We start from the raw sequence: 19,945 nt of genomic DNA on the forward strand, positions 1-19,945 counted from the left end.
TCGGCAAGCCCGAGCACAGGCTTCGCGAAGCAATCTAGGGGACGTCGAGCGCGCTGCTCTGGATTGCTTCGCTGCGCTTGCAATGACGGCAGAGGCCGGTCAGCGCGACACCAGTACCTGCCGGCACTCGGCGGGCAGCGCGTCGAGCGACATCGGCGGCTTGGGCTTCGGCGCCGGGCCGGTGCGTGGCTTCTTCGGCGCGAAGAAGGCGGCGCGCTGGCGCTCGATCCAACCCGAAAGCTCCTCGCCGCAGCCATCGCCGAAATTGGGCGGCTCCTGCCCCTGGCAACCCTCCATTCCCGCCGGGCAGACCATCCGGACATGGAAATGGTAGTTGTGGCCCCACATCGGCCTGACCTTGTTGAGCCAGGCGCGATCGCTCCCGGCCTCGCGGCAGAGCGCCACTTTCAGTGCCGGGTTGACGAAGATACGCTCGACGCGCGGCTCATTGGCGACGGTCTTGATCAGCTTGGTCTGCGCCGGCGTCCAGTTCTTCGGATCGATGTCGCGCCAGTCGGCGCGGGCCATGTTGATAGCCGGCATGTTCTCGCGCTCGTTGCGGTCGAGCCGCTCCCTGGGCATCGGCGTCAGCCAGAGATCGGCATCGAGGCCGATCTGGTGCGAGGCATGGCCGGTCAGCATCGGCCCGCCGCGCGGCTGCGAGATATCGCCGACCAGGATTCCTGGCCAGCCATTGATCTTCGGCACGTCGTGGGCGAGCTTTTCGAGATAGTCGATCAGGACCGGATGGCCCCAGTTGCGGTTGCGGGCGAGCCGCATCACCTGCCAGCTCGGCCCGTCGACCGGCAAGGCCATCGCGCCCGCCAGGCAGCCGCGCGCATAGGAGCCGATGGCACGGGCGCGCATATCCGCCGGCGCGGTCTTCTGGCCGAAGAGCGCGCGCGCCGCATCGGGAAAGGCCGCGATATTGGCGGCGCGACGGCGCGCCTCCTCATCAGCCGTATCCTGCGCATGGGCGAGCGCGGGGACGACGATGCCCGAGAGCAGGACGAAGATGGCGGCGATTCGGCGATTCAGGGCGCGCATGGCTGCAGAGTCGCCGCTCTGGCGTGTCGGTGCAAGCCCGGCGATAGCCGTACTGCGCGATGTCATCGGACGCAGCTTGCCGGCGAGGCCAGTCGGTTGGGGCCGATGAAAGGAGACCCGCGCAGGAACGACAGCTCCTCTTCGAGCAGCGCGGCCTCCGGATAGGGGATATAACCGTAGAGCATTAGGGCTCTCGACCGGCATTGCCCGGTTTGACAGTCAGGCGAGCGATCAGGATGGCGCAGCCCCAGTGTATGCAGCAATTCGTGTCCCATGCCCCCGATCCACCGGCAGCGGCCGGCGATCTCCGCGCCGTTGGGCTGCGCGCAAGCTGGCACGATCGCTTCGCCGACAAGGCCGCGCAAGTCGTTGGCGGAGACAATGGCCAGACCGTTGCCGCCCGCCCCCGACTGACCGCAGGCGTGATCGGCATCAACATAGACGACGTAGCGCGCCGCGGAGTCACCTGCCTTGGCCAAGCCCAATCTCAACAGTTCCTCGGACGCATTGCGATAGAAGGCATGATAGTTCGCATGCCGTTGAGCCGACTGGAACCAGGCAGCGGGCCTGTCCGACCTGACAGTCAGCACCAACGGGTCGGCGAGCTTGAACGTCAATCCATCGGTCTTGCTGGAAAGCCAGGCCTGGAAATGCCGGGCGGCCCAACCGATTGCCTCGCGGTATGCCGGCTTCTCCTGACGATCGGCGGGCACCACGTAGATGAAGCGGACCTCGCCGGCCCAGCCCTTCGTGGCACCGCCAGTGCAGATCGCGAGGACAAGGATCAGGAGACGAAGGAGGAGCATCGTCCAACGTCGGCCGCCATCCGTTACGATTGCGTTGTCGAGCCATCTCGTGACACGGGCCTCGGCCCGGATGCTGGACAACACGAAGCGAAAACGTCAGCTTCCGCCTTGGCGACATCCGGGCCTCGACGCTCGATATGATGGACGCGCTCCGGAGGAAAGACGACGCCATGACGAAGTCGATGATCAACCGTCGCAGCATGCTTGCTGCGCTCAGTGCGGGTTTCGCTTTGCCGCAGGCCGCTTTCGCGCAGGCGCCCTGGCCGCAGGGCCGCACGATCAGGCTCATCGTACCGTTCCCGCCCGGCGGGGCGACCGACATTCTGGGCCGGCTCGTGGCCGACAAGCTCGGCCATGCCTGGAGCACGAATCTCGTCGTCGAGAACCGGCCGGGCGCGGGCGGCAATATCGGCGTCGATGCGGCGACGCGGGCCGAGCCGAACGGCGACACGCTATTGATCGGCTCGGTCGGGCTCGTCGCGAACCCCTATCTCTACGCCAAGGTCAATTACGACCCGATCAAGGACCTCAGCCCGATCACCATGGTCGCGATGGTGCCGAACCTGCTCGTGGTCAGCAAGGAGCTGCCGGTCAAGGACACCGCCGAGCTCGTCGCCTACGCCCGAGCCAATCCCGGCAAGCTGAGCTATGCCTCCTCGGGCGTCGGCACCTCGATCCACCTCGCCGGTGAATTGTTCCAGAAGCTGACCGGCACCAAGATGGTGCATGTGCCCTATCGCGGCTCGTCCCAGGCGATCCAGGATCTGATCGGCGGGCGCGTCGACCTGATGTTCGACAACATCACCTCGGCCCTGCCGCAGGCGCGGGCTGGCTCGATCCGCGGCTTCGGCGTCACCACCGCGACACGCTCTCCGACAGCCCAGGAATTCGCTCCGATCGCCGAGGTCGTGCCCGGCTTCGACGTCTCGTCCTGGTTTGCGCTGTTCGCGCCGTCAAAGACGCCCAAGGCGATCATCGACAGGATCCAGGCCGACACCAAGACCGCGATCGCGGATGCCGGCGTCCGCGCCAAGATGGATCTGCTGGCGGCCGAACCCGTCGGCAACACCCCCGCCGAGCTCGCGGCCTTCGTGCAGTCCGAGCAGAAGAAATGGGGCGACCTGATCAAGGAGGTCGGCATCAGGGCCGAATAGCGCGCACATCCCGCCATTCGATTGTGGAACTTGCGGGTCGCCGCTGACGTTTCCCTTCTACTTTCGGTCGTCGCGCGATGCGGCGGCGCGATCAGGGAAGGGAACGTCCCATGTCCACCCTCATCATCATCCTGGTGCTCGTGCTGCTGCTTGGCGGCGGAGGTTACTACGGCCATCGCAGCTACGGCACGACCGGCCTCGGCGGCGTCCTTGGCCTCGTGCTGGTCATCGCCGTGATCTTGTGGCTGCTCGGCGCGATCGGCGGCGTGCCGGTACGGGTCTGACGGCGACACTCCACTGGTGGATCAGGCTTAGGCACTGGTAGTCAGGCTTGCGCAGAGGCTTCCCAGACAGCCACCGCGGCAGCCAGATCCTCCAGCGAGACGCCGACCGATTTGAACAGCGTGATCTCGCCGCCCTCCGCCGCGCCGGCGATGCGGCCATGGCAGAGATCGGCCAGCGTGCCGGCGATCCTGTCGGCGCTATAGCTACCCTCGGCGATCGCGACGGCAACATCGCCGCCCTCATCGACGGCCTTCTTGGAGTCGACGATGACGCGGGCGCGGTTCAGCGCCTCGGCGTCGGCCTCGCGCATCTGCATGGTGAAGGCGCCGATCAGGTCGAGATGCGCGTCGCGCTTCAGCCATTTGCCCTGGATCAGCGGCTCGCTCGCATTGGTGGCGCAGGAGATGATATCGGCCGTGCGCGCCTCGGCTTCGAGATCGATGACCGCGCGGGCCTCGATGCCGTCACGCGCAAGCTCTTCCGCCACGGCGACGGCGGCTTCTGGCCGGCGCGCCCAGATGGCGATATCGGTCAGCGGCCTGACCGCGCGATGCGCCTTGACCAGGAAGGGCGCAAGGCCGCCGGCGCCGACCATCAGCATGCGGCTGGCGTCGGGGCTGGCCATGTAGCGCGCCGCCAGGGCGGAGGCGGCCGCCGTGCGCCACAGCGTCAGGCGGTTGCCGTCCATCACCGCCAAGGGCTGGCCGGTGTTTCCGTCCATCAAGAGATAGGCGCCCATGACGCCGGGCAGGTTGCGCTTGCCGTTGCCGAAGAAGACCGAGACGATCTTGGTGCCGATATAGGCCTTCTCCGCGCTGGGCGCGCTCCAGGCCGGCATGATCAGCAGCACGGCCGGATCGCCATCGGGGCGCTTGACGTCATGATGGCTGCGCGGCGGCAGGGCCGCATCGCTGCGGAAGGCGTCGTCGAGCGTGTCGATCAGGCCGGGGAATGTCAGGGCGGCGTCGATCTCGCCATTGTCGAAAAGCCGCATCAGCCCCTGCCGCTGGTCAGCGCCGGTAAGGCGGAATCAGGCACGGCGGCACGCAGCATCTGCGCCTCGCCGCGCAGCGTCTCTGCCTCACGGCGGTTGCGGCGGGCCGCCTTGCGGTGCTTGCCCTGGGCGATCCAGGAGGCGAGGCCGCCGATCAGGATGCCGACCGCAATCGCCGCCAGAACGACCGCAAAGAGCGGCACGTCGAAGACGAACACCGGCGCGTCGCGACTGAACGGGTCGAAGGACAGCGGAACCGACTTCCGATTGGCGACGGAAAACAGCACGATCGCCAGCGCGACCGGAACCAGGATCAGGGCCTTGAAGAAGGATTTCATCGGAGTTCCTTTCAGCGGCTATCGCGAGCCCGCATCCTGGCGAGCTATTTCGGCGGAAATAGCGTCTCCGAGGATGTTTCAGCCCTCTCTGGATCATCCGTCGTGACGCCGCTTCGCGGCTCCTCGAGACGAGGGCCGAGAGGCTTTACGCCTTGCCGTTCAGCCGCAGCCGAAGCTCCTTGCCGGTCTTGAAGACCGGGACGAACTTTTCCTCGACCTCGACGGCGTCACCCGTGCGCGGGTTGCGGCCGACCCGGGCGGAGCGGGCCTTGCGGGAGAAAGCTCCGAAGCCGCGCAGCTCGACCCGGTCTCCCCGCGCCAGCGCCTTGACGACCTCGTCGAGGATCGCCGTGACGATGTTTTCAATATCGCGCTGGTAGAGGTGCGTGTTGCGCTCAGCGATGCGCTGGACGAGTTCAGATTTAATCATGTGTCCAATATAACCGCTTGTATCAACATCATTTTTCGATTGCAGGCTGCCAGAGCGCCAAGGGCGCGTCAAGCCGCAAACCGATCGGTTGTTCGGCCGCACGCGCGATAAGGCTCGCCACGGTTTCGAACCCGGCGGCGCGCGCCAACGCCTCGCTCGCACTCCATAGCCCGTAAGCGGATGATTCGCTGCGGCGACGCCAATCGCGGACCGCAAGATCCTTCGCCACACCCTTCTCGCGTTCGAGCCAGGCAATGGCTTCCGGCTCGCCGCCGATCTCGTCGATCAGCTTCAGAACCGCGCCCTGCCGGCCGGAATGCACGCGGCCGTCGGACACGGCGGCGACCTCGGGATCGCTGAGATGACGGCGCTCGCGCACCAGCCGCTTGAACCAGTCGTAATTGTCGTCGACGACGCTCTGGAGCGCGGCGCGCGCCTCCGGCGAGGTCGGCTCGAAGCCATTGGGCGCGGCCTTGAGCGGGCTCGACTTGATCTCCTCGAGCTTGACGCCAACCGTATCGAGCAGCCGCCCGACATTGGGGAACTGGAAGAGCACGCCGATGGAGCCGACGAGCGAGGTCTGACGCGCCACGATGCGATCGGAGCCAAGCGCTGCGATATAGCCGCCCGAGGCCGCCAGGCCATCGACCACCGAGACCATCGGCTTCTTCGCCGCCAGCTTGCGCAGCGCGTCGAACACGGCCTCCGAGCCCGAGGTCGTCCCGCCCGGGCTGTCGATCTTGAGCAGCACGGCCGAGGCCTTGCTGTCCTCCAGCGACTTGATCAGCTCGAGCGTGCGCCTGTCGCCCGAGATGAAGCCGGAAATGGTGACGCGTGCGATATGGGCCTGGCTGAGCGAGCCGGTCGTGCCTCCGGTCCAGGCGAGGCCCGCGACGACGGCAGCGGCAAGCACGCCGAGGACGGCGAACAGCCGCCAGAGCGTCAGCTTTCGCCTGAGGCTGCGGCGGTCGGCGAGCAGATCGGCATCGGACGACATGAGGTCAGCGCTCCGGGTTTGCGGCACCGTGATGTAGCCTCGCCGCGACGGGCGGGCAAGACGAAGCCGCGGGCTTAGGCCGCGACCGTGGCGCGCGCACGGTCCAGCGCCAGCAAGGCGAGCCCACTCGCCACCGAGCGGAAAGCATCGCCGATATGGACACGGCTCGCCCCGAAGCGGCGGTCGAACAGCGCCCGCACCGCCGGGACGTGAGAGGTGCCGCCGGTCATGAATACGGCCTCGATCGCACCAGTGGAGACATTCGCCTCGCTCAAGGCCTTGTCGAGCGCTGTCTCGATCGCGCCGACATCGTTCGCGATCCAGCCGTCGAAATCGCTGCGGCGGATCGGGGTTTCGATCGTCACATCCATCTGGCGGAAGCTGAGCGTGGTCTCGTCGACGCCGGAGAGCGCAATCTTGGCGGCCGAGACCGCGCGGTAGAGCTCGTAGCCGAGATCATATTCGATCACGGTCAGCAGATCCTCGAGCTTGCCGGGCTCGACCGCGTCGCGGATCAACGCCTTCAGCTCGGCCATGGTCTCGCGGCTTTTCATCAGCGAGAGCCGGTGCCATTGCGCGAAGGCGGCGTGGTAATGCGCCGGGATCGGCAGGAGCTTCTCGAAGGAGCGATATTGCGTGCCCTTGCCGAGACGCGGCGAGATCGCGTGCTCGATGATGCGGTAGTCGAAGGTGTCGCCGGCGACGCCGACGCCGGCATGGGAGAGCGGGATCGCGTCCAACCGCCCGGCTCCGCCGGGCTCGAAGCGCATCACCGAGAAGTCGCTGGTGCCGCCGCCGAAATCCGCGACCAGCATGGTCTGCGGCGTCTTCAGGTCGCGGGCATACCAATAGGCCGCGCCGAGCGGCTCATAGGCGAAATCGACGGCGGGCATCCCGGCTTTGCCGTAGGAGGCGCGCAGCCGCCCGAGCGCGAGTTCCTCATCGGGCCGTTCGCCGGCGAAGACGACGGGCCTGCCTGAGACCAGCGGCGTTTCCGCGACGTCGTCGAGGCCGGCCACGAGATCGGTCAGGAACACCCCGATCAGGTCCTCGAGCCGGAACAGCTTGCCGAACAGCCGCGTCTCCTGGAAGGCGCGGCTGGAGAGATGCGTCTTCAGCGATTGCAGGAAGCGATGCTCCGTCGTCATGCCGAGCGCCATATCGAGCGCATCGGGCCCGCTGACATGGGCGACATGGGTCTTGGGCGGCCGGCCCTCGCGCCAGAACATCAGGGCCGAACGATAGGCGTCGACCGCGCCCTGCCTGGTCGCGAAGGAACGCGTCGTCACCGAGCCGTCGGCGCGCGCCAGGGCAACCACGCTGTTGGTGGTGCCGAAATCGATGCCGATCGCCGCGGTGGTCATGTCCCGGGTTCCTGATGTTGGTCGTCATGGTCGGGCTTGACCCGGCCATCTCGAAAACCAGGGCGTCCTGGTCAAAGAGATTCCCGGGTCTTCGTTGCTCGCCTCGCCCTGGAATAACGGGTCGAACCGAAACAAAAGCCCGCGCGGATTGCTCCGCGCGGGCTGGTCTGATGGGCCGGCCGCTTGCGCGGCCGAAACCTCACTTCTTCTCGGTCGTCGCCTTCTTGAGGGCGGCGCCCAGGATGTCGCCGAGCGAGGCGCCGGAGTCGGCGGAGCCGTACTGCGCCATCGCCTCCTTCTCCTCGGCCATTTCCAGGGCCTTGATCGAGACCTGGATCTTGCGGGCCTTCTTGTCGAACAGGATGACGCGGGCGTCGACCTTTTCGCCGGCCGCGAAGCGCTCGGGGCGCTGCTCGGCACGATCACGCGCGATTTCGGCGCGCTTGATGAAGGTGGTCATGTCGGTGCCGACGATCTTGACGTCGAGACCGGCTTCCTTGACCTCGATCACCTCAGTGGTGACGACCTGGCCCTTCTTGAACTCGCCGGCATCCACGAAGGGATCGCCGCCGAGCTGCTTCAGGCCGAGCGAGATACGCTCCTTCTCGACGTCCACATCGAGAACGACAGCCTGCAGCATGTCGCCCTTCTTGTATTCCTCGATGACCTGCTCGCCCGGACGGTTCCAGTCGAGATCCGAGAGATGGATCATGCCGTCGATATCGCCTTCGAGACCCAGGAACAGGCCGAACTCGGTCTTGTTCTTGACCTCGCCCTCGACCACCGCACCGCTCGGATGGGTCTCCGCGAAGACCTCCCAAGGGTTGCGCAGGGTCTGCTTGAGACCCAGCGAGATGCGGCGCTTGACCTGATCGACCTCGAGGATCGCGACGTCGACTTCCTGCGAGGTCGAGACGATCTTGCCGGGGTGGACGTTCTTCTTGGTCCAGGACATCTCGGAGACGTGGATGAGGCCTTCGATGCCCGGCTCCACTTCGACGAACGCGCCGTAGTCCGTGATGTTGGTGACGCGACCCTTGAGGCGCGCACCGACGGGGTAACGGGCCGCAATGCCATCCCACGGATCGGCAAGCAGCTGCTTGATGCCGAGCGAGATGCGGTGCGTGTCCTGGTTGATCTTGATGATCTTGACCTTGACCGTCTGGCCGATGGTCACGACCTCGGACGGATGGTTGACGCGACGCCAGGCCATGTCGGTGACATGGAGCAGGCCGTCGATGCCGCCCAGGTCAACGAACGCACCGTATTCGGTGATGTTCTTGACGACGCCGTCGATGACCTGGCCCTCTTCGAGCGAAGCCACGAGCTCGGAACGAGCCTCGGCGCGGGTCTCTTCGAGGACGGTGCGGCGCGACACGACGATGTTGCCGCGGCGGCGATCCATCTTGAGGATCTCGAAAGGCTGCGGCTGGCCCATCAGCGGGCCGACGTCGCGGATCGGGCGGATGTCGACCTGCGAACGCGGCAGGAAGGCGACAGCGCCGTCGAGATCGACGGTGTAGCCGCCCTTGACGGTGTTGAAGATGACACCCGAGACCTTCTCGCGAGCCTCGAAAGCCTTCTCGAGCTTGACCCAGCTCTCCTCGCGGCGAGCCTTGTCGCGCGAGATGACGGCTTCGCCGAGCGCGTTTTCGATCCGGTCCAGATAGACCTCGACCTCGTCGCCGACCTTGATGTCCTGGTCACGGCCGGGGCCGTTGAATTCCTTGAGCGCAACGCGCCCTTCCGTCTTCAGGCCGACATCGATGATCGCCATGTCTTTTTCGATGGCGACGACGATGCCCTTGATGACGGAACCTTCGAGGGCTTCGTTCTGACCGAAGGATTCCTCGAGCAGGGCGGCGAAATCCTCGCGGCCCGAATAGCTTTCTACGGCTGACATGTATTCTCCTGACGCCAGCTCGCGGATCCCGCAAAGCCGGCAAGCGCCGATTGGGTTTGTGCCACAGACCGGACCTGTCCGTCGGCGCCTCCTGAGAGGCCTGCCCGCTCTTCCCGCGCTCTGAGGCGCCGGGGCGAGAACGGGCGGCGCTTGGCCGCCGGCATCGATCCGCATCCGAACAATCCGCCCCAAACACGAAACGGGAGCAGGCCGAAAAGGCCGCCCCCGGCTGTGATCGATCACGGCCCTTCGGACAGGCGCGATGTAGTGCAAAGCAGACGGCAGGGCAAGGGTCCTTGTCCGTTTCGCGCAGCGACGGCCAGGATGGAAAACCTTATAGTGAGAGCTGCGCCTGACAGGAGACCGCCAGGAAACTGCCATGACCAGCGATCCCGACACACCCGACGACAGCAAGCTGACGCGCACCAAGCAGGCCTGGGCGCGGGCCGGCAAATTCCTGACCGGGCGCGTCAGCCGGCCCGACAGCGAGCGGCTGCCGCCCGGGCAGCACCTGGTCAAGGATTGGCCGGTGCTCGATCTCGGCCTCCAGCCCGAGATTTCGACCGAAAACTGGACGCTCGACATCGACGGCGCGGTCGAGCATCGCCTGCACTGGCGCTGGGCGGACTTCATGGCGCAGGAGCAGGCGAACGAGGTCTCCGACATCCATTGCGTCACGACCTGGTCGCGCTACGACAATCGCTGGCAGGGCGTGGCGACGCGGAGCCTGCTCGACCTCGTCCAGCCGAAGCCCGAGGCCGGCTTCGTCGTGCTGCACTCCCATGACGGTTACACCACCAATCTGACGCTCGCGGATTTCGCCAGCGAGGATGCGCTGCTGGCCCATAGCTGGGAGGGCAAGCCCCTGTCGGGCGAGCATGGCGGGCCGGTCAGGCTCGTGCTGCCGAAGCTCTATTTCTGGAAGAGCGCGAAATGGCTGAAGCGGATCGAATTCGTCGAGCGCAACCAGCCCGGTTTCTGGGAGGTCCGCGGCTATCACGATCGCGGCGATCCCTGGCAAGAGCAGCGCTACAGCGACGATTGAAAGCGGGAACCGCCCGATGACCATCAAGGCCTTCGTCTTCGACGCCTATGGCACGCTCTATGACGTTCAGTCCGTCGCCGGCGCGACCGAGGCCGCCTTTCCCGGCCATGGCGAGACCATCACCCAGATCTGGCGGATGAAGCAGCTCGAATACACCTGGCTGCGCTCCGCCATGGGCGCCTATGCCGATTTCTGGACGGTGACGCGGGATTCGCTCGCTTACACGCTCGATGTCCTGGGCCTGAGCGCGAGTGAAGCGGCGATCACCGCCCTGGCCGAGGCCTACAACCATCTCGCGCCCTATCCCGACAGCCTCACCGCGCTCGATGCGCTGGCGGGCAAGCGGCTCGCCATCCTCTCGAACGGCAGTCCGGCCATGCTCGATGCGCTGGTGCGCCATAGCGGTCTGGCAAATCGGTTCGAAGCCGTGCTCAGTGTCGACGCTGCGCGGGCCTACAAGCCCGATCCGCGCAGCTACCGGCTGGTCGAAGAGCGGATGGGCGTAAAGCCCGAGGAGGTCGTCTTCGTCTCCTCGAACGGCTTTGACGTCGCCGGCGCGAAGCATTTCGGCTTCAAGGTCGCGCGGATCGCACGGGTTTCGCCCAGAGCGCTGCATGCCGAGATCGCGGGCGCAGTCCCAATCCCGCCGAAGACCTTGTTCAAGGCGCTGCGCATGCAGGAGGAGCGGCTGGGCGAGAGACCGGATTGGGTGATCGGGTCGCTGGGCGAATTACCGGCGTTGGTGGCCGGGCTTTGAAGGCCAAACGGCCCTGTGACTAAGGACTTCGTCATCCCGGGCGACCGCGTGGTTGCGGCACCCGAACTCACGGCGCTGGAAGAACAGCGTCCTTCTTCCCGCCCTCCAGCGCGCTGGCGCTCTCGTCCTTGAGGTCGACGCCGGTCAGCGAGCGATGGAAGGCCTGGTCGATCAGCCAGGCGAGCTTGAAGGCGGCGGCTTCGAAATCGAGTCCGCCCGGGCGGATATTGGAGATGCAGTTGCGCGCGGCGTCGGTCAGGCCGGGCCTGGGCGCGAAGGTGAGATAGGCGCCAAGCGAATCCGGCGAAGACAGGCCCGGACGCTCGCCGATCAGCACCAGCGCCATGCGCGAGCCGAGCGCATGGGCCGCCTCGTCGCCGAGCGCGACACGGGCCTGCGAGGCGATGACGACCGGCGCGAGCGTCAATCCCTGCCGCTTCAGATGCGGCAGCAGCGCCGTGATGAAGGGGGCGGCGTTCTGGTGGATCGCGGTCGAGGACAAGCCGTCGGCAACGATGATGGCGAGATCGCAGGCGCCGCGCCGCGCCGCCAGCACGCCCCGGCTCTCCTCCGAGAGGCCACGGCCGAGATCAGGCCGGCGCAGATAATCGCCGCGCGAGCGGGCCGCGCTCTCGACCATCACCGTATCCAACGACAAGGCCGCAAGGTCCGCATCCAAGCCCTCGGGACGGAAGGGCTCGTGCACCGCGTCGCGCGCCTGGGCATGGGCGAGGCCGAAGCGCAGCACCTCGCGCGTCGGCAGCGAGGCGCCCGAGCGGCCAAGCGCGATGCGGGCCGGCGTCAATTGCGCGAGCTCGGCCCAGCGCTGAGCCGTGGAGGCAGGCTTGTCCGGCGTTTTCATGCCGCGCGGTCCTGCATGGCGGCGAGCAAGGCCTGCCCACCCTGTCCCGCGCTCAACTTTCCCGCGGGATCGGTGATGTCCATCCGCCTGAGCCAGGCTTCGAATTCCGGCGCGCGCTTCAGGCCAAGCACCTCGCGGATATAGAGCTGGTCGTGGAAGGAGGTCGATTGGTAGTTCAGCATCACGTCGTCAGCGCCGGGGATGCCCATGATGAAATTGACGCCGGCCGTTCCGAGCAGCGTCAGAAGCGTATCCATATCGTCCTGATCGGCCTCGGCATGGTTGGTGTAGCAGATGTCGCAGCCCATCGGCACGCCCATCAGCTTGCCGCAGAAATGGTCCTCGAGGCCGGCGCGGATGATCTGCTTGCCGTCATAGAGATATTCCGGGCCGATGAAGCCGACGACCGTGTTGACCAGGAGCGGCTCATAGGCGCGGCAGACCGCATAGGCGCGGGCCTCGACCGTCTGCTGGTCGACGCCGTGATGGGCATTGGCCGAGAGCGCCGCGCCCTGGCCCGTCTCGAAATACATGACGTTGTCGCCGACCGTGCCGCGCTTCAGCGAGCGGCCGGCTTCCAGCCCCTCCTGCAGCAAGGCGAGCGTGACGCCGAAGGAGGCATTGGCTGCCTGCGTTCCAGCCACCGACTGGAAGACGAGATCGACCGGCACGCCCTGCTCGATCAGCGCCACCGAGCTCGTGACATGGGTCAGCACGCAGGCCTGCGTCGGAATCTCGAAACGGGCGATCAGCGCGTCGAGCAGGCGCAGCAGGTCGCCGATCGCACTCATGCTGTCGGAGGCCGGGTTGATACCGATGACGGCATCGCCGCAGCCATAGCTCAGCCCGTCCATGGTCGAGGCGAGGATGCCGGCGACATCGTCGGTCGGATGGTTGGGCTGGAGCCGGACCGCCATGGCGCCGGGCAGGCCCAGCGTGTTGCGGAAACGGGTGACGACCCGGCACTTCCTGGCGACCAGGATCAAATCCTGATTGCGCATCAGCTTGGAGACGGCGGCTGCCATCTCCGGCGTGATGCCGGGCGCGAGCCGGGCCAGGACCGGCGTCGTCGCCGCATCCGAGCAGAGCCAGTCGCGGAAGCCGCCGACCGTCAGCGAGGCGATCAGCTTGAACGCCGCCGCGTCATGGCTGTCGACGATCAATCGCGTGACCTCGTCGTCCTCATAGGGAATCAGCGCCTCATCGAGGAAGGTCCGCAGCGGCAGGTCGGCCAGCGCCATGCGCGCGGCCATCATCTCTTCCATGCTGCCGGCGGCGAGGCCGGCCAATTGGTCGCCCGAGCGCAGGGGCGTCGCCTTCGCCAGCAAGGTCTTCAAATCGGCGAAAACATAACTCTGCCGCCCGACCGCCGCGCGATACGCCATCAAATCAATCCTCGCCGAAATCAATCCTGGTCCCTTGCAACATGCTAATGCGGATATTGGCATGAGCAAACGCAGATGCAGCATTGCTGCCACCCGTTAGCGCGATTAACGCTCCTTGTCCGGAGAGCGGGACGTTACCCGCCGCAGGATTTGGGAAACGTCATGTCGGCTCGCAGGACCATCGGCACCTTCGACTATGTCGTGATCGGGGCGGGCTCGGCCGGCTGCGTCGTCGCCAACCGGCTCTCAGCCGATTCGAGCAAGAAGGTCCTGGTGCTGGAGGCTGGCGGCAAGGACGACTGGATCTGGTTCCACATCCCGGTCGGCTATCTCTACGCCATCGGCAATCCGCGCGCCGACTGGCTGTTCAAGACCGAGCCTCAGGCGGGCTTGGGCGGGCGGGCCTTGCCCTTCCCGCGCGGCAAGGTCGTCGGCGGCTGCTCGGCGATCAATGCGATGATCTATATGCGCGGCCAAGCGGCCGATTACGACGGCTGGCGCCAGCGCGGGCTTTCCGGCTGGGGCTGGGACGATGTCCTGCCCTATTTCCTCAGGCATGAAGACCATGTCGCACCGGGGACGGGCGAGCACCACAAGTCAGGCGGCGAATGGCGGGTCGAGAATCCGCGCGTGCGCTGGGACATCCTCGATGCCGTGCGCGATGCGGCCGAGGCGGCGGGCATCGCCAAGATCGCCGACTTCAACACCGGCGACAATGAAGGCTCGGCCTATTTCCAGGTCAATCAGCGGCGCGGCCGGCGCTGGAGCGCCTTTACCGCCTTCCTCAAGCCGGTGCTCGATATCCGCGACAACCTCCGCATGGAGACGCGCGTCCTGGTCGAGCGCATTGTGATCGAGGACGGCCGGGCGAGCGCGATCGAGTTCACCCATGGCGAGGAGAAGCTCAGGGTCGAGGTCCGCGGCGAAGTCGTGCTCAGTGCCGGCGCCTTTGGCTCGCCGGCACTGCTGGAGCGCTCCGGCATCGGCGACGGCTCCCGCCTGCAGGAACTCGGCATCGACACGGCCGCGAACCTGCCGGGCGTCGGCGAAAACCTGCAGGACCATCTCCAGATCCGCCCGGTCTACAAGGTCGACGGTGTGCGCACGCTCAATACCGACTATGCCAAGCTCTGGCGCCGGCCGCTGATGGCGCTGGAATATGCGGCGTTGCGCACCGGCCCGCTGACCATGGCGCCCTCGCAGGTCGGCGCCTTCGCGAAATCATCGCCCGACTACGCCACCGCCAATCTCGAATTCCATTTCCAGCCGCTCTCGCTCGACAAATGGGGCGATGGCTTGCACCCGTTCGGGGCCTTCACGGCCAGCGTCTGCAATTTGCGCCCGTCGAGCCGAGGCAGCGTCCATCTCAAGAGCCCGACGGCGGAGGACGCCCCGGCGATCTCGCCCAATTATCTCGATACCGACGAGGACAAGCGCATCGCCGTCGATGCGCTAAAGCTCGCGCGCAAGATCGTGGCGCAAGCGCCGCTGGCGCGCTTCCAGCCGCAGGAGCACAGCCCCGGCGCAGCCGCGACCTCGGACGAGGCGCTGCTGGAAGCGGCGAAAGGGCTCAGCACCACGATCTTCCACCCTGTCGGGACAGCGAAGATGGGTCGCGACGACGATCCGACGGCCGTGCTCGACGAGCGCCTGCGGGTGCGGGGCGTGCGTGGCCTGCGCGTGATCGACGCCTCGGTGATGCCGGCGATCACCTCAGGCAATACGGCGGCGCCAACGATGATGATCGCCGAGAAAGGCGCGCAGATGCTGCTGGAGGATGCGAAAGCGGCCTGACGCCATGATATGAAGGCTCATGCCTGATATGAAGGCTCTTGCCGGCTCGGTCCGGCCCGCTGGAGCCGCCATGTCATCGCCGCCCGAACGCAGCTTGCCCACCAAGATCCTTCTCGCCATCACCCGCGGCGTGCTGACGGCCCTCGTGCTGCTCGACGAGATCGCGCGGCCGCTCTATCGGCCGTTGGCGGACTGGCTCGCCTCGCTGGGAATCGTCGCGCGGGCGGAGGCCGCGATCGCCCGGTTGCCGCGATTGGCCATTCTCGCTTTGCTTGCGATCCCCTTCGCAGTCGCCGAGCCCTTGAAGATCGTCGGCCTGATCATGATCGGGCGCGGGCAGGTCGTGGCGGGCATCGTGATCCTCGCTGTGGCCTATCTCGCGAGCTTCCTGATCGTCGAGCGCATCTACCAGGCCGGGCGGGACAAGCTTCTGAGCTATCGCTGGCTGGCCTGGTTGATGGCGGCGATCGAAACCGTCCGCGTCAAAGCGCTCACCTGGGTCAAGGCGAGCGCGGCCTATCAATCCGCCCTCCGGATCCGCGACGAGGCCAGGCGCTGGTTGCGGGGCCTGCGCGCCTAGAGCATTTTCGAGCGAAGTGGACACCGGTTCGCGTGAAGAAAATGCGATAAAATAAAGAGTTAGAGCATTTCTGCGATTCGGAGAAACGCGGAAATGCTCTAAGCGCGACCGGGCCGTTCCGGCTCAGAACGTCACGTCGATCCGGCCTCGCAGCGCATGGTCGCGCGCGCCATTGCCCAAGGCGGCATTGTAGCCAAGACCGAGCGCGACATTGCCGGCGACACGCCAGGACAATCCGACCTCCGCAACCATTGCATCGCGCGCCACCGGCGCGGCGTAGACCTGGAAGGGGCTCGCAGCTCCTGCGAAGGCCAGCACGGCGGTGGGCGTCGTCTCCCCGAAGGCGTGACGCCAGCCCAGCATGGCGCGGGCGAAGAGCGGCGTCGCGCCAAGCTGCGTTTCCGCGCGCAGGCCCACTATGGAGAAGCCGAGGTTCTGGTCGCGGCCATTCAAGCGCAATGCGGCCGCCCCGCCCTGCTCCGTGCCTGAATCCGAACGCACGCTCACGGCGGCGACCTGGACGAAGGGCTCGAAGGCGACGGAGCCGAGCGGCAAGGCATAGCCGACCTCGGCGAAAGCCTGGGCCGTCGCCCCCTGGCCGTCGAAACGCAGCACGTCGGAAAAGCCGTTCAGCCCGACGAGGCGGGTCAGATTGGTCTGGTTCCAGGCATAGGCAGCGCCAGCACGCAGATTGACCGCGCCAAAACGCGCCCCGCCATAGAGCGCGGCATGGACGGCGTCCTGCGTGCCGTCCGAGCGGCGCTGGTCGATGTCGAAACGGGTGCGGGTGAAGCCACCGGCGACGCCGACGCGCCAGGGCGTCTCGCCGCCGCCGGACTCGAGCTCCGCGCCGAACAGCATGCCGCCGCCGCGCCGGTCGAGCGAGGCCGCATTGCCGTCGCCATTGCTGCTCCCTTGAGCGCCGATCGCCTCGCCCCAGAGCTGGAAGCGTCGGGTTTCGAGAGCGGGCGCGGGCAATGCCGCCATGCGCGGCCGGCCCGGCGCATCGGCCGAGAAGGCGCCGGTCACCGTGCCGGACGGAGACGACAAGAACGGCGCGCGCAGGCGGTTCATGATGGTGTCGCGCACCAGATGGCTGGTCTCGATCGCGACCGAAACGGCCTGCGCATGCGCCTCGCCCGACAGCGCGTCGAAACCGGCGCGGGCCTCCGCCAGCGACGAGGACACCAACGCGTCATAGACGCGATTACCCGTCCCCAGCGCCTCGGCAGCGCGGCCGGCGCTCGCTTGGTTGCGCGTGACAGCCGCGTCGGGAAAGGTGAGCGCATTGCGCTCCAGCGTCAGCGCCACCGCCCTTGCCTCGTAACTCAGCGTCGGCGTCAGGAAGGCGAAATTCGAGGTCACGCCGGCAAACTGCCCGCTGACGCCGCCCTGTGCGGTCAGGATGACATAGCGGGTCGAGAGACCATAACTGCCCTGCGCAGCCAGAAGCTGAACCTGGCCGCCCGACAAGGTCGCAGTTCCCGTCGCCGCAACGAGATCGGAGGCGCCGGCTGCATTGAGTTCGACCTGATAGGTCGAGCCGGCCGCAAAGGCGACATTGCCGGCAACGTTCAGCGTGCCGATGGAGTTGCCCGGCGCGACCGTGCCGCCTGAGGCAATGACGATGCTGCCGACCGTGCCGGAGCCGCCGAGCGCGCCGCCCGACACGGTGATGGCGGAGCCTGTCAGCGAACCATTGACGACGAGAAGCCCGCCAAGCACCGAGGTCGGGCCGGTATAGCTGTTGGTCCCGGTCAGGATCAGCTTGCCGGAGCCCTGCTTGGTCAGCGTCCCCACGCCGGAGATGTTGGCGGCGAGGGTGGTGCTGTCGGTGAAATTCGCGATGATGGCGCCGTCATTCTGAATGAAAGGCGTGTCGATGGTGCCCGCCAGGCCGCCATTGCCGAGATTGAGCACGCCCAAGGGGCCGATCTCAATACCGGCCGCGGCCTTGACGAGCCCACCATCCGCAACCGTGAGCACGCCGGCATAGTCGCCACCGCAGCCGCAACCGGAAGAGCCGATGAGCAGGCCGTTAGTCGCATTCAGGACCGAGCCCGCCCCTGTCACCAGGACGCTTGCGGTGGGAAAGCCCAGGCTGGGATCGGGATCCGAACTGATCTCGACGAAGCCGGTCGCGTTCACCACACCGCCCGCGGAAATGACGAGACTACCGGAGCCGCCGGAGCCAAAAAAATTGCCGACGAACAAGCCGATATCGACGTTCCAGGTCGATCCGGGACCGGTCACCGTCACGACCGGCGCGATCGCTAGCCCATCGAGACCCGCGCCGCCCTTGCTGTTCATCACCGCGCCGCCGCTGATCGTCAGCGTCACGAGCGTGAAGTTGCCGAGGGCCGTGAGGCCTTCGACGGTCACGGTCGAGCCCGCGCCTGTGACCTCCATCGCCGATTGGACGAGCAGGTAGCCGGCCGGATCCACCATGTTCAAGGTGCCGCCATTGCTGACGCGCAATGTCCCGCCCAACACCACAATGCCGCCGCCGCCGCCGGCCGGATTGCCGACACTGAGCGAGCCGCCGCTGATGTCGAGTGTCGGATTCGAGCAACCGCAACCCAGACCGCCCAGAACGAGGAGCCCTTCGATGCTGCTCGTCCCAGTCAGAGTGAGTGCCCCCGGCCCGTCCATGAAGAGCGAGCCCTTGCCGGTGATATTGCCGGAGAACACGGTGGCGACCGCGTTGGAGCCGACCGACAGGATGGCACCGTCGCCGATAACGACCTTGCCCGCGCCCGACAGCGAGCCGATCGCGACCTGGAGCGTATCCATGACCTCAATCGTCGCGCCGGTGGCAACACTGTAATCGGAGCTTGCCGAGAGCGCCGTGTCGGAATTGGCGATAAGCCGGCCCTGCATAACGCTGGTCGCACCGGAATAGGTGTTGTTGCCGGAGAGGACGAGATCGCCGAGGCCGGTCTTGGTCAGCCCGCCCGTGCCGGAGATGATACTGAGGCTGTCTAGCTCCAGGGCAAAACCATTGGTATCGATCGTACCGCCGCCGGCCTTGAGCGTGACCGTGCGCGCCGAGGTCACATTGGCGGTGATGACGAGGCCGCCGCCATCGAAGGTCAGCCCGCCGCCGACGTCGCCAAGCTGGGCGTTATCGCTGATCGAAATCCGGCCCTGGCTGATCGTCGTGCCGCCGGAATAGGAATTGGCCGAGTTGGTCAGCGTCAGCGTGCCCGCCCCGGTCTTGACCAGCGAGCCGCCGCTGATGACGCCGTCGACCGTCGTGGACGCGCCGTTGCCGCCGACGGTGAGTTCATTGGCGCCGAGGACGTAATCGCCCACTCCGGCGATCGAGCCGGCGCTCAGGCGGTTGTCGCCGAGCGGGCCGGTGCTGCCCGAGAAATCGGTCGTCGCGCCGAGATTCGTCACGATCGTCGCATTTCCGGCCGTGCTGCTGTTGAAGAACACGATGGTGCCGTTGTTGGTGATCGTGGCGTCGCCGGCCGTGCTGCTGTCGTTGAACTGAAGGAAGCCGTCGTTGGTGATCGTGGCGTTACCGGCCGCGCTGTTGCCGGTGAAAGCCACCAAATACTGATTGACCAGGGTCTGCGCCTGGCCGGAATTGTTGACGATGCCTGCTCCAGCGAAGATGATGCCGCCGGGAAAGTTGATCGTGATCGTGTAGGCCGGCGCGCTTGCGTTGAAGGTGAAGCCCCCGAGCGTCCTGGTTGCGTTGACTGTGATCAAGGACTGGCTGGTGGCATCGAAGAACGCCGTGCCGGTCGGAACCGTCGCCGGCGTCCAGTTCGCGCCGGCGATGAATTCGCCCGAGCCGGGATTGAGCTGCCAGGTCGCGTCCTGCGCGCGAGCTGAGCCTGCGCAGAGCAACGCCGAACCCAGCGACGTGCCCGCCAGCAAAGCCAGCATGACGAAGCGGCGGCGATACGCGCCGCGCCCTTGGCCTGTCGAATCCACGAAAGCGTCGCCCCCAAATCCCAGCGCGACAATTTAAGGCAATCTTACTCTACGGCAATAGATAACCATTCACAGGCTGGGGATCGACACTCGTCGCCATGCCGCGCGACGGCCCGCGAGTCGAACGCCCGGCATGCCGTCCAGATTTTTCGCATTGAGGTTGAAACAGCTTGGTCATCCCGGGCGTAGCGAAGCGTAGACCCGGGATCCATTCCTGAGCCTCACCAATCAGCGCTCCGGAATGGATCCCGGATCG

Annotated in this window: 17 protein-coding genes; 6 read left to right on the plus strand and 11 right to left on the minus strand. The window is 66.4% G+C overall.

Translation table 11 applies throughout. The features are described from left to right. Window positions 1-99 precede the first annotated feature (99 nt). Together mepA and RMR04_RS25480 are read right to left on the minus strand one after the other, a co-directional pair. Entirely contained in the window at window positions 100-1,047 is a 948-nt protein-coding gene (mepA, locus tag RMR04_RS25475) for a penicillin-insensitive murein endopeptidase (RefSeq protein ID WP_311911263.1), read from the minus strand. 62 nt (window positions 1,048-1,109) lie between these two features. Beyond that, the gene (locus tag RMR04_RS25480; protein ID WP_311911264.1) at window positions 1,110-1,853 is read right to left on the minus strand and encodes a hypothetical protein; all 744 of its coding nucleotides are present in this window, start codon (window positions 1,851-1,853) and stop codon (window positions 1,110-1,112) included. A 170-nt stretch (window positions 1,854-2,023) separates the two neighbouring features. Here RMR04_RS25480 and RMR04_RS25485 point away from each other — a divergent pair, with 170 nt between their 5' ends. Both RMR04_RS25485 and RMR04_RS25490 read left to right on the plus strand, forming a co-directional pair. Continuing rightward, window positions 2,024-3,007: a Bug family tripartite tricarboxylate transporter substrate binding protein gene (locus tag RMR04_RS25485; protein WP_311911266.1), complete on the plus strand. Its 984-nt coding sequence runs from the start codon at window positions 2,024-2,026 to the stop codon at window positions 3,005-3,007. 110 nt (window positions 3,008-3,117) lie between these two features. Then, window positions 3,118-3,291 (plus strand): DUF3309 family protein, encoded by a 174-nt coding sequence (locus tag RMR04_RS25490; protein ID WP_311911268.1) that lies wholly within the window; start codon window positions 3,118-3,120, stop codon window positions 3,289-3,291. Between the two features lie 41 nt (window positions 3,292-3,332). On the opposite strand, the gene RMR04_RS25495 is transcribed toward RMR04_RS25490, so the two are convergent. From RMR04_RS25495 to rpsA, 6 genes are all read right to left on the minus strand, one after another. Then, window positions 3,333-4,286: a bifunctional Delta(1)-pyrroline-2-carboxylate/Delta(1)-piperideine-2-carboxylate reductase gene (locus RMR04_RS25495; protein ID WP_311911269.1), complete on the minus strand. Its 954-nt coding sequence runs from the start codon at window positions 4,284-4,286 to the stop codon at window positions 3,333-3,335. Continuing rightward, complete coding sequence (locus RMR04_RS25500; protein ID WP_069689870.1) at window positions 4,286-4,624, minus strand: LapA family protein; 339 nt, start codon at window positions 4,622-4,624, stop codon at window positions 4,286-4,288. Before RMR04_RS25500 ends, RMR04_RS25495 begins: the two co-directional genes overlap by 1 nt. A gap of 145 nt (window positions 4,625-4,769) precedes the next feature. Continuing rightward, window positions 4,770-5,054 (minus strand): integration host factor subunit beta, encoded by a 285-nt coding sequence (ihfB, locus tag RMR04_RS25505; RefSeq protein WP_092170498.1) that lies wholly within the window; start codon window positions 5,052-5,054, stop codon window positions 4,770-4,772. 28 nt (window positions 5,055-5,082) lie between these two features. Next, window positions 5,083-6,051 (minus strand): signal peptide peptidase SppA, encoded by a 969-nt coding sequence (gene sppA / locus RMR04_RS25510; RefSeq protein ID WP_311911271.1) that lies wholly within the window; start codon window positions 6,049-6,051, stop codon window positions 5,083-5,085. 74 nt (window positions 6,052-6,125) lie between these two features. Beyond that, the gene (locus tag RMR04_RS25515) at window positions 6,126-7,415 is read right to left on the minus strand and encodes an Hsp70 family protein (protein WP_311911272.1); all 1,290 of its coding nucleotides are present in this window, start codon (window positions 7,413-7,415) and stop codon (window positions 6,126-6,128) included. Window positions 7,416-7,614: 199 nt separating this feature from the next. Next, complete coding sequence (rpsA, locus tag RMR04_RS25520) at window positions 7,615-9,318, minus strand: 30S ribosomal protein S1 (RefSeq protein WP_092170505.1); 1,704 nt, start codon at window positions 9,316-9,318, stop codon at window positions 7,615-7,617. 379 nt (window positions 9,319-9,697) lie between these two features. Here rpsA and RMR04_RS25525 point away from each other — a divergent pair, with 379 nt between their 5' ends. Beyond that, entirely contained in the window at window positions 9,698-10,363 is a 666-nt protein-coding gene (locus RMR04_RS25525) for a sulfite oxidase-like oxidoreductase (RefSeq protein WP_311911274.1), read from the plus strand. Window positions 10,364-10,379: 16 nt separating this feature from the next. Beyond that, a complete protein-coding gene (locus RMR04_RS25530; RefSeq protein WP_311911275.1) occupies window positions 10,380-11,120 on the plus strand; it encodes a haloacid dehalogenase type II in 741 nt (246 codons plus the stop codon). A 67-nt stretch (window positions 11,121-11,187) separates the two neighbouring features. Here the strand turns inward: RMR04_RS25530 and eutC are convergent, their stop codons facing one another. Beyond that, window positions 11,188-11,982 (minus strand): ethanolamine ammonia-lyase subunit EutC, encoded by a 795-nt coding sequence (eutC, locus tag RMR04_RS25535; RefSeq protein WP_311911276.1) that lies wholly within the window; start codon window positions 11,980-11,982, stop codon window positions 11,188-11,190. Next, entirely contained in the window at window positions 11,979-13,367 is a 1,389-nt protein-coding gene (locus RMR04_RS25540) for an ethanolamine ammonia-lyase subunit EutB (protein WP_311911277.1), read from the minus strand. Before RMR04_RS25540 ends, eutC begins: the two co-directional genes overlap by 4 nt. Window positions 13,368-13,529: 162 nt before the next feature. On the opposite strand from RMR04_RS25540, the gene RMR04_RS25545 reads away from it, so the two are divergent. Together RMR04_RS25545 and RMR04_RS25550 are read left to right on the plus strand one after the other, a co-directional pair. Next, entirely contained in the window at window positions 13,530-15,161 is a 1,632-nt protein-coding gene (locus RMR04_RS25545; RefSeq protein WP_311911278.1) for a GMC family oxidoreductase, read from the plus strand. A gap of 19 nt (window positions 15,162-15,180) precedes the next feature. Then, a complete protein-coding gene (locus tag RMR04_RS25550) occupies window positions 15,181-15,741 on the plus strand; it encodes a hypothetical protein (protein ID WP_311911279.1) in 561 nt (186 codons plus the stop codon). 123 nt (window positions 15,742-15,864) lie between these two features. Here RMR04_RS25550 and RMR04_RS25555 read toward each other — a convergent pair whose 3' ends face one another. Further along, window positions 15,865-19,689: an autotransporter domain-containing protein gene (locus RMR04_RS25555; RefSeq protein ID WP_311911280.1), complete on the minus strand. Its 3,825-nt coding sequence runs from the start codon at window positions 19,687-19,689 to the stop codon at window positions 15,865-15,867. Window positions 19,690-19,945: the final 256 nt, after the last annotated feature.

It is taken from the genome of Bosea sp. 685, assembly GCF_031884435.1.
Classification (GTDB): Bacteria; Pseudomonadota; Alphaproteobacteria; order Rhizobiales; family Beijerinckiaceae; genus Allobosea.

Excerpts from the sequence above, each read along its gene's own strand:
- eutC (WP_311911276.1), bottom strand. The coding sequence starts at position 11,982 with ATGAAAACGCCGGACAAGCCTGCCTCCACGGCTCAGCGCTGGGCCGAG.
- RMR04_RS25550 (WP_311911279.1), top strand. The coding sequence starts at position 15,181 with ATGCCTGATATGAAGGCTCTTGCCGGCTCGGTCCGGCCCGCTGGAGCC.
- RMR04_RS25545 (WP_311911278.1), top strand. The coding sequence starts at position 13,530 with ATGTCGGCTCGCAGGACCATCGGCACCTTCGACTATGTCGTGATCGGG.
- RMR04_RS25515 (WP_311911272.1), bottom strand. The coding sequence starts at position 7,415 with ATGACCACCGCGGCGATCGGCATCGATTTCGGCACCACCAACAGCGTG.
- RMR04_RS25525 (WP_311911274.1), top strand. The coding sequence starts at position 9,698 with ATGACCAGCGATCCCGACACACCCGACGACAGCAAGCTGACGCGCACC.
- RMR04_RS25485 (WP_311911266.1), top strand. The coding sequence starts at position 2,024 with ATGACGAAGTCGATGATCAACCGTCGCAGCATGCTTGCTGCGCTCAGT.
- RMR04_RS25480 (WP_311911264.1), bottom strand. The coding sequence starts at position 1,853 with ATGCTCCTCCTTCGTCTCCTGATCCTTGTCCTCGCGATCTGCACTGGC.
- sppA (WP_311911271.1), bottom strand. The coding sequence starts at position 6,051 with ATGTCGTCCGATGCCGATCTGCTCGCCGACCGCCGCAGCCTCAGGCGA.
- RMR04_RS25530 (WP_311911275.1), top strand. The coding sequence starts at position 10,380 with ATGACCATCAAGGCCTTCGTCTTCGACGCCTATGGCACGCTCTATGAC.
- mepA (WP_311911263.1), bottom strand. The coding sequence starts at position 1,047 with ATGCGCGCCCTGAATCGCCGAATCGCCGCCATCTTCGTCCTGCTCTCG.
- RMR04_RS25540 (WP_311911277.1), bottom strand. The coding sequence starts at position 13,367 with ATGGCGTATCGCGCGGCGGTCGGGCGGCAGAGTTATGTTTTCGCCGAT.
- RMR04_RS25495 (WP_311911269.1), bottom strand. The coding sequence starts at position 4,286 with ATGCGGCTTTTCGACAATGGCGAGATCGACGCCGCCCTGACATTCCCC.
- RMR04_RS25500 (WP_069689870.1), bottom strand. The coding sequence starts at position 4,624 with ATGAAATCCTTCTTCAAGGCCCTGATCCTGGTTCCGGTCGCGCTGGCG.
- RMR04_RS25490 (WP_311911268.1), top strand. The coding sequence starts at position 3,118 with ATGTCCACCCTCATCATCATCCTGGTGCTCGTGCTGCTGCTTGGCGGC.
- ihfB (WP_092170498.1), bottom strand. The coding sequence starts at position 5,054 with ATGATTAAATCTGAACTCGTCCAGCGCATCGCTGAGCGCAACACGCAC.
- rpsA (WP_092170505.1), bottom strand. The coding sequence starts at position 9,318 with ATGTCAGCCGTAGAAAGCTATTCGGGCCGCGAGGATTTCGCCGCCCTG.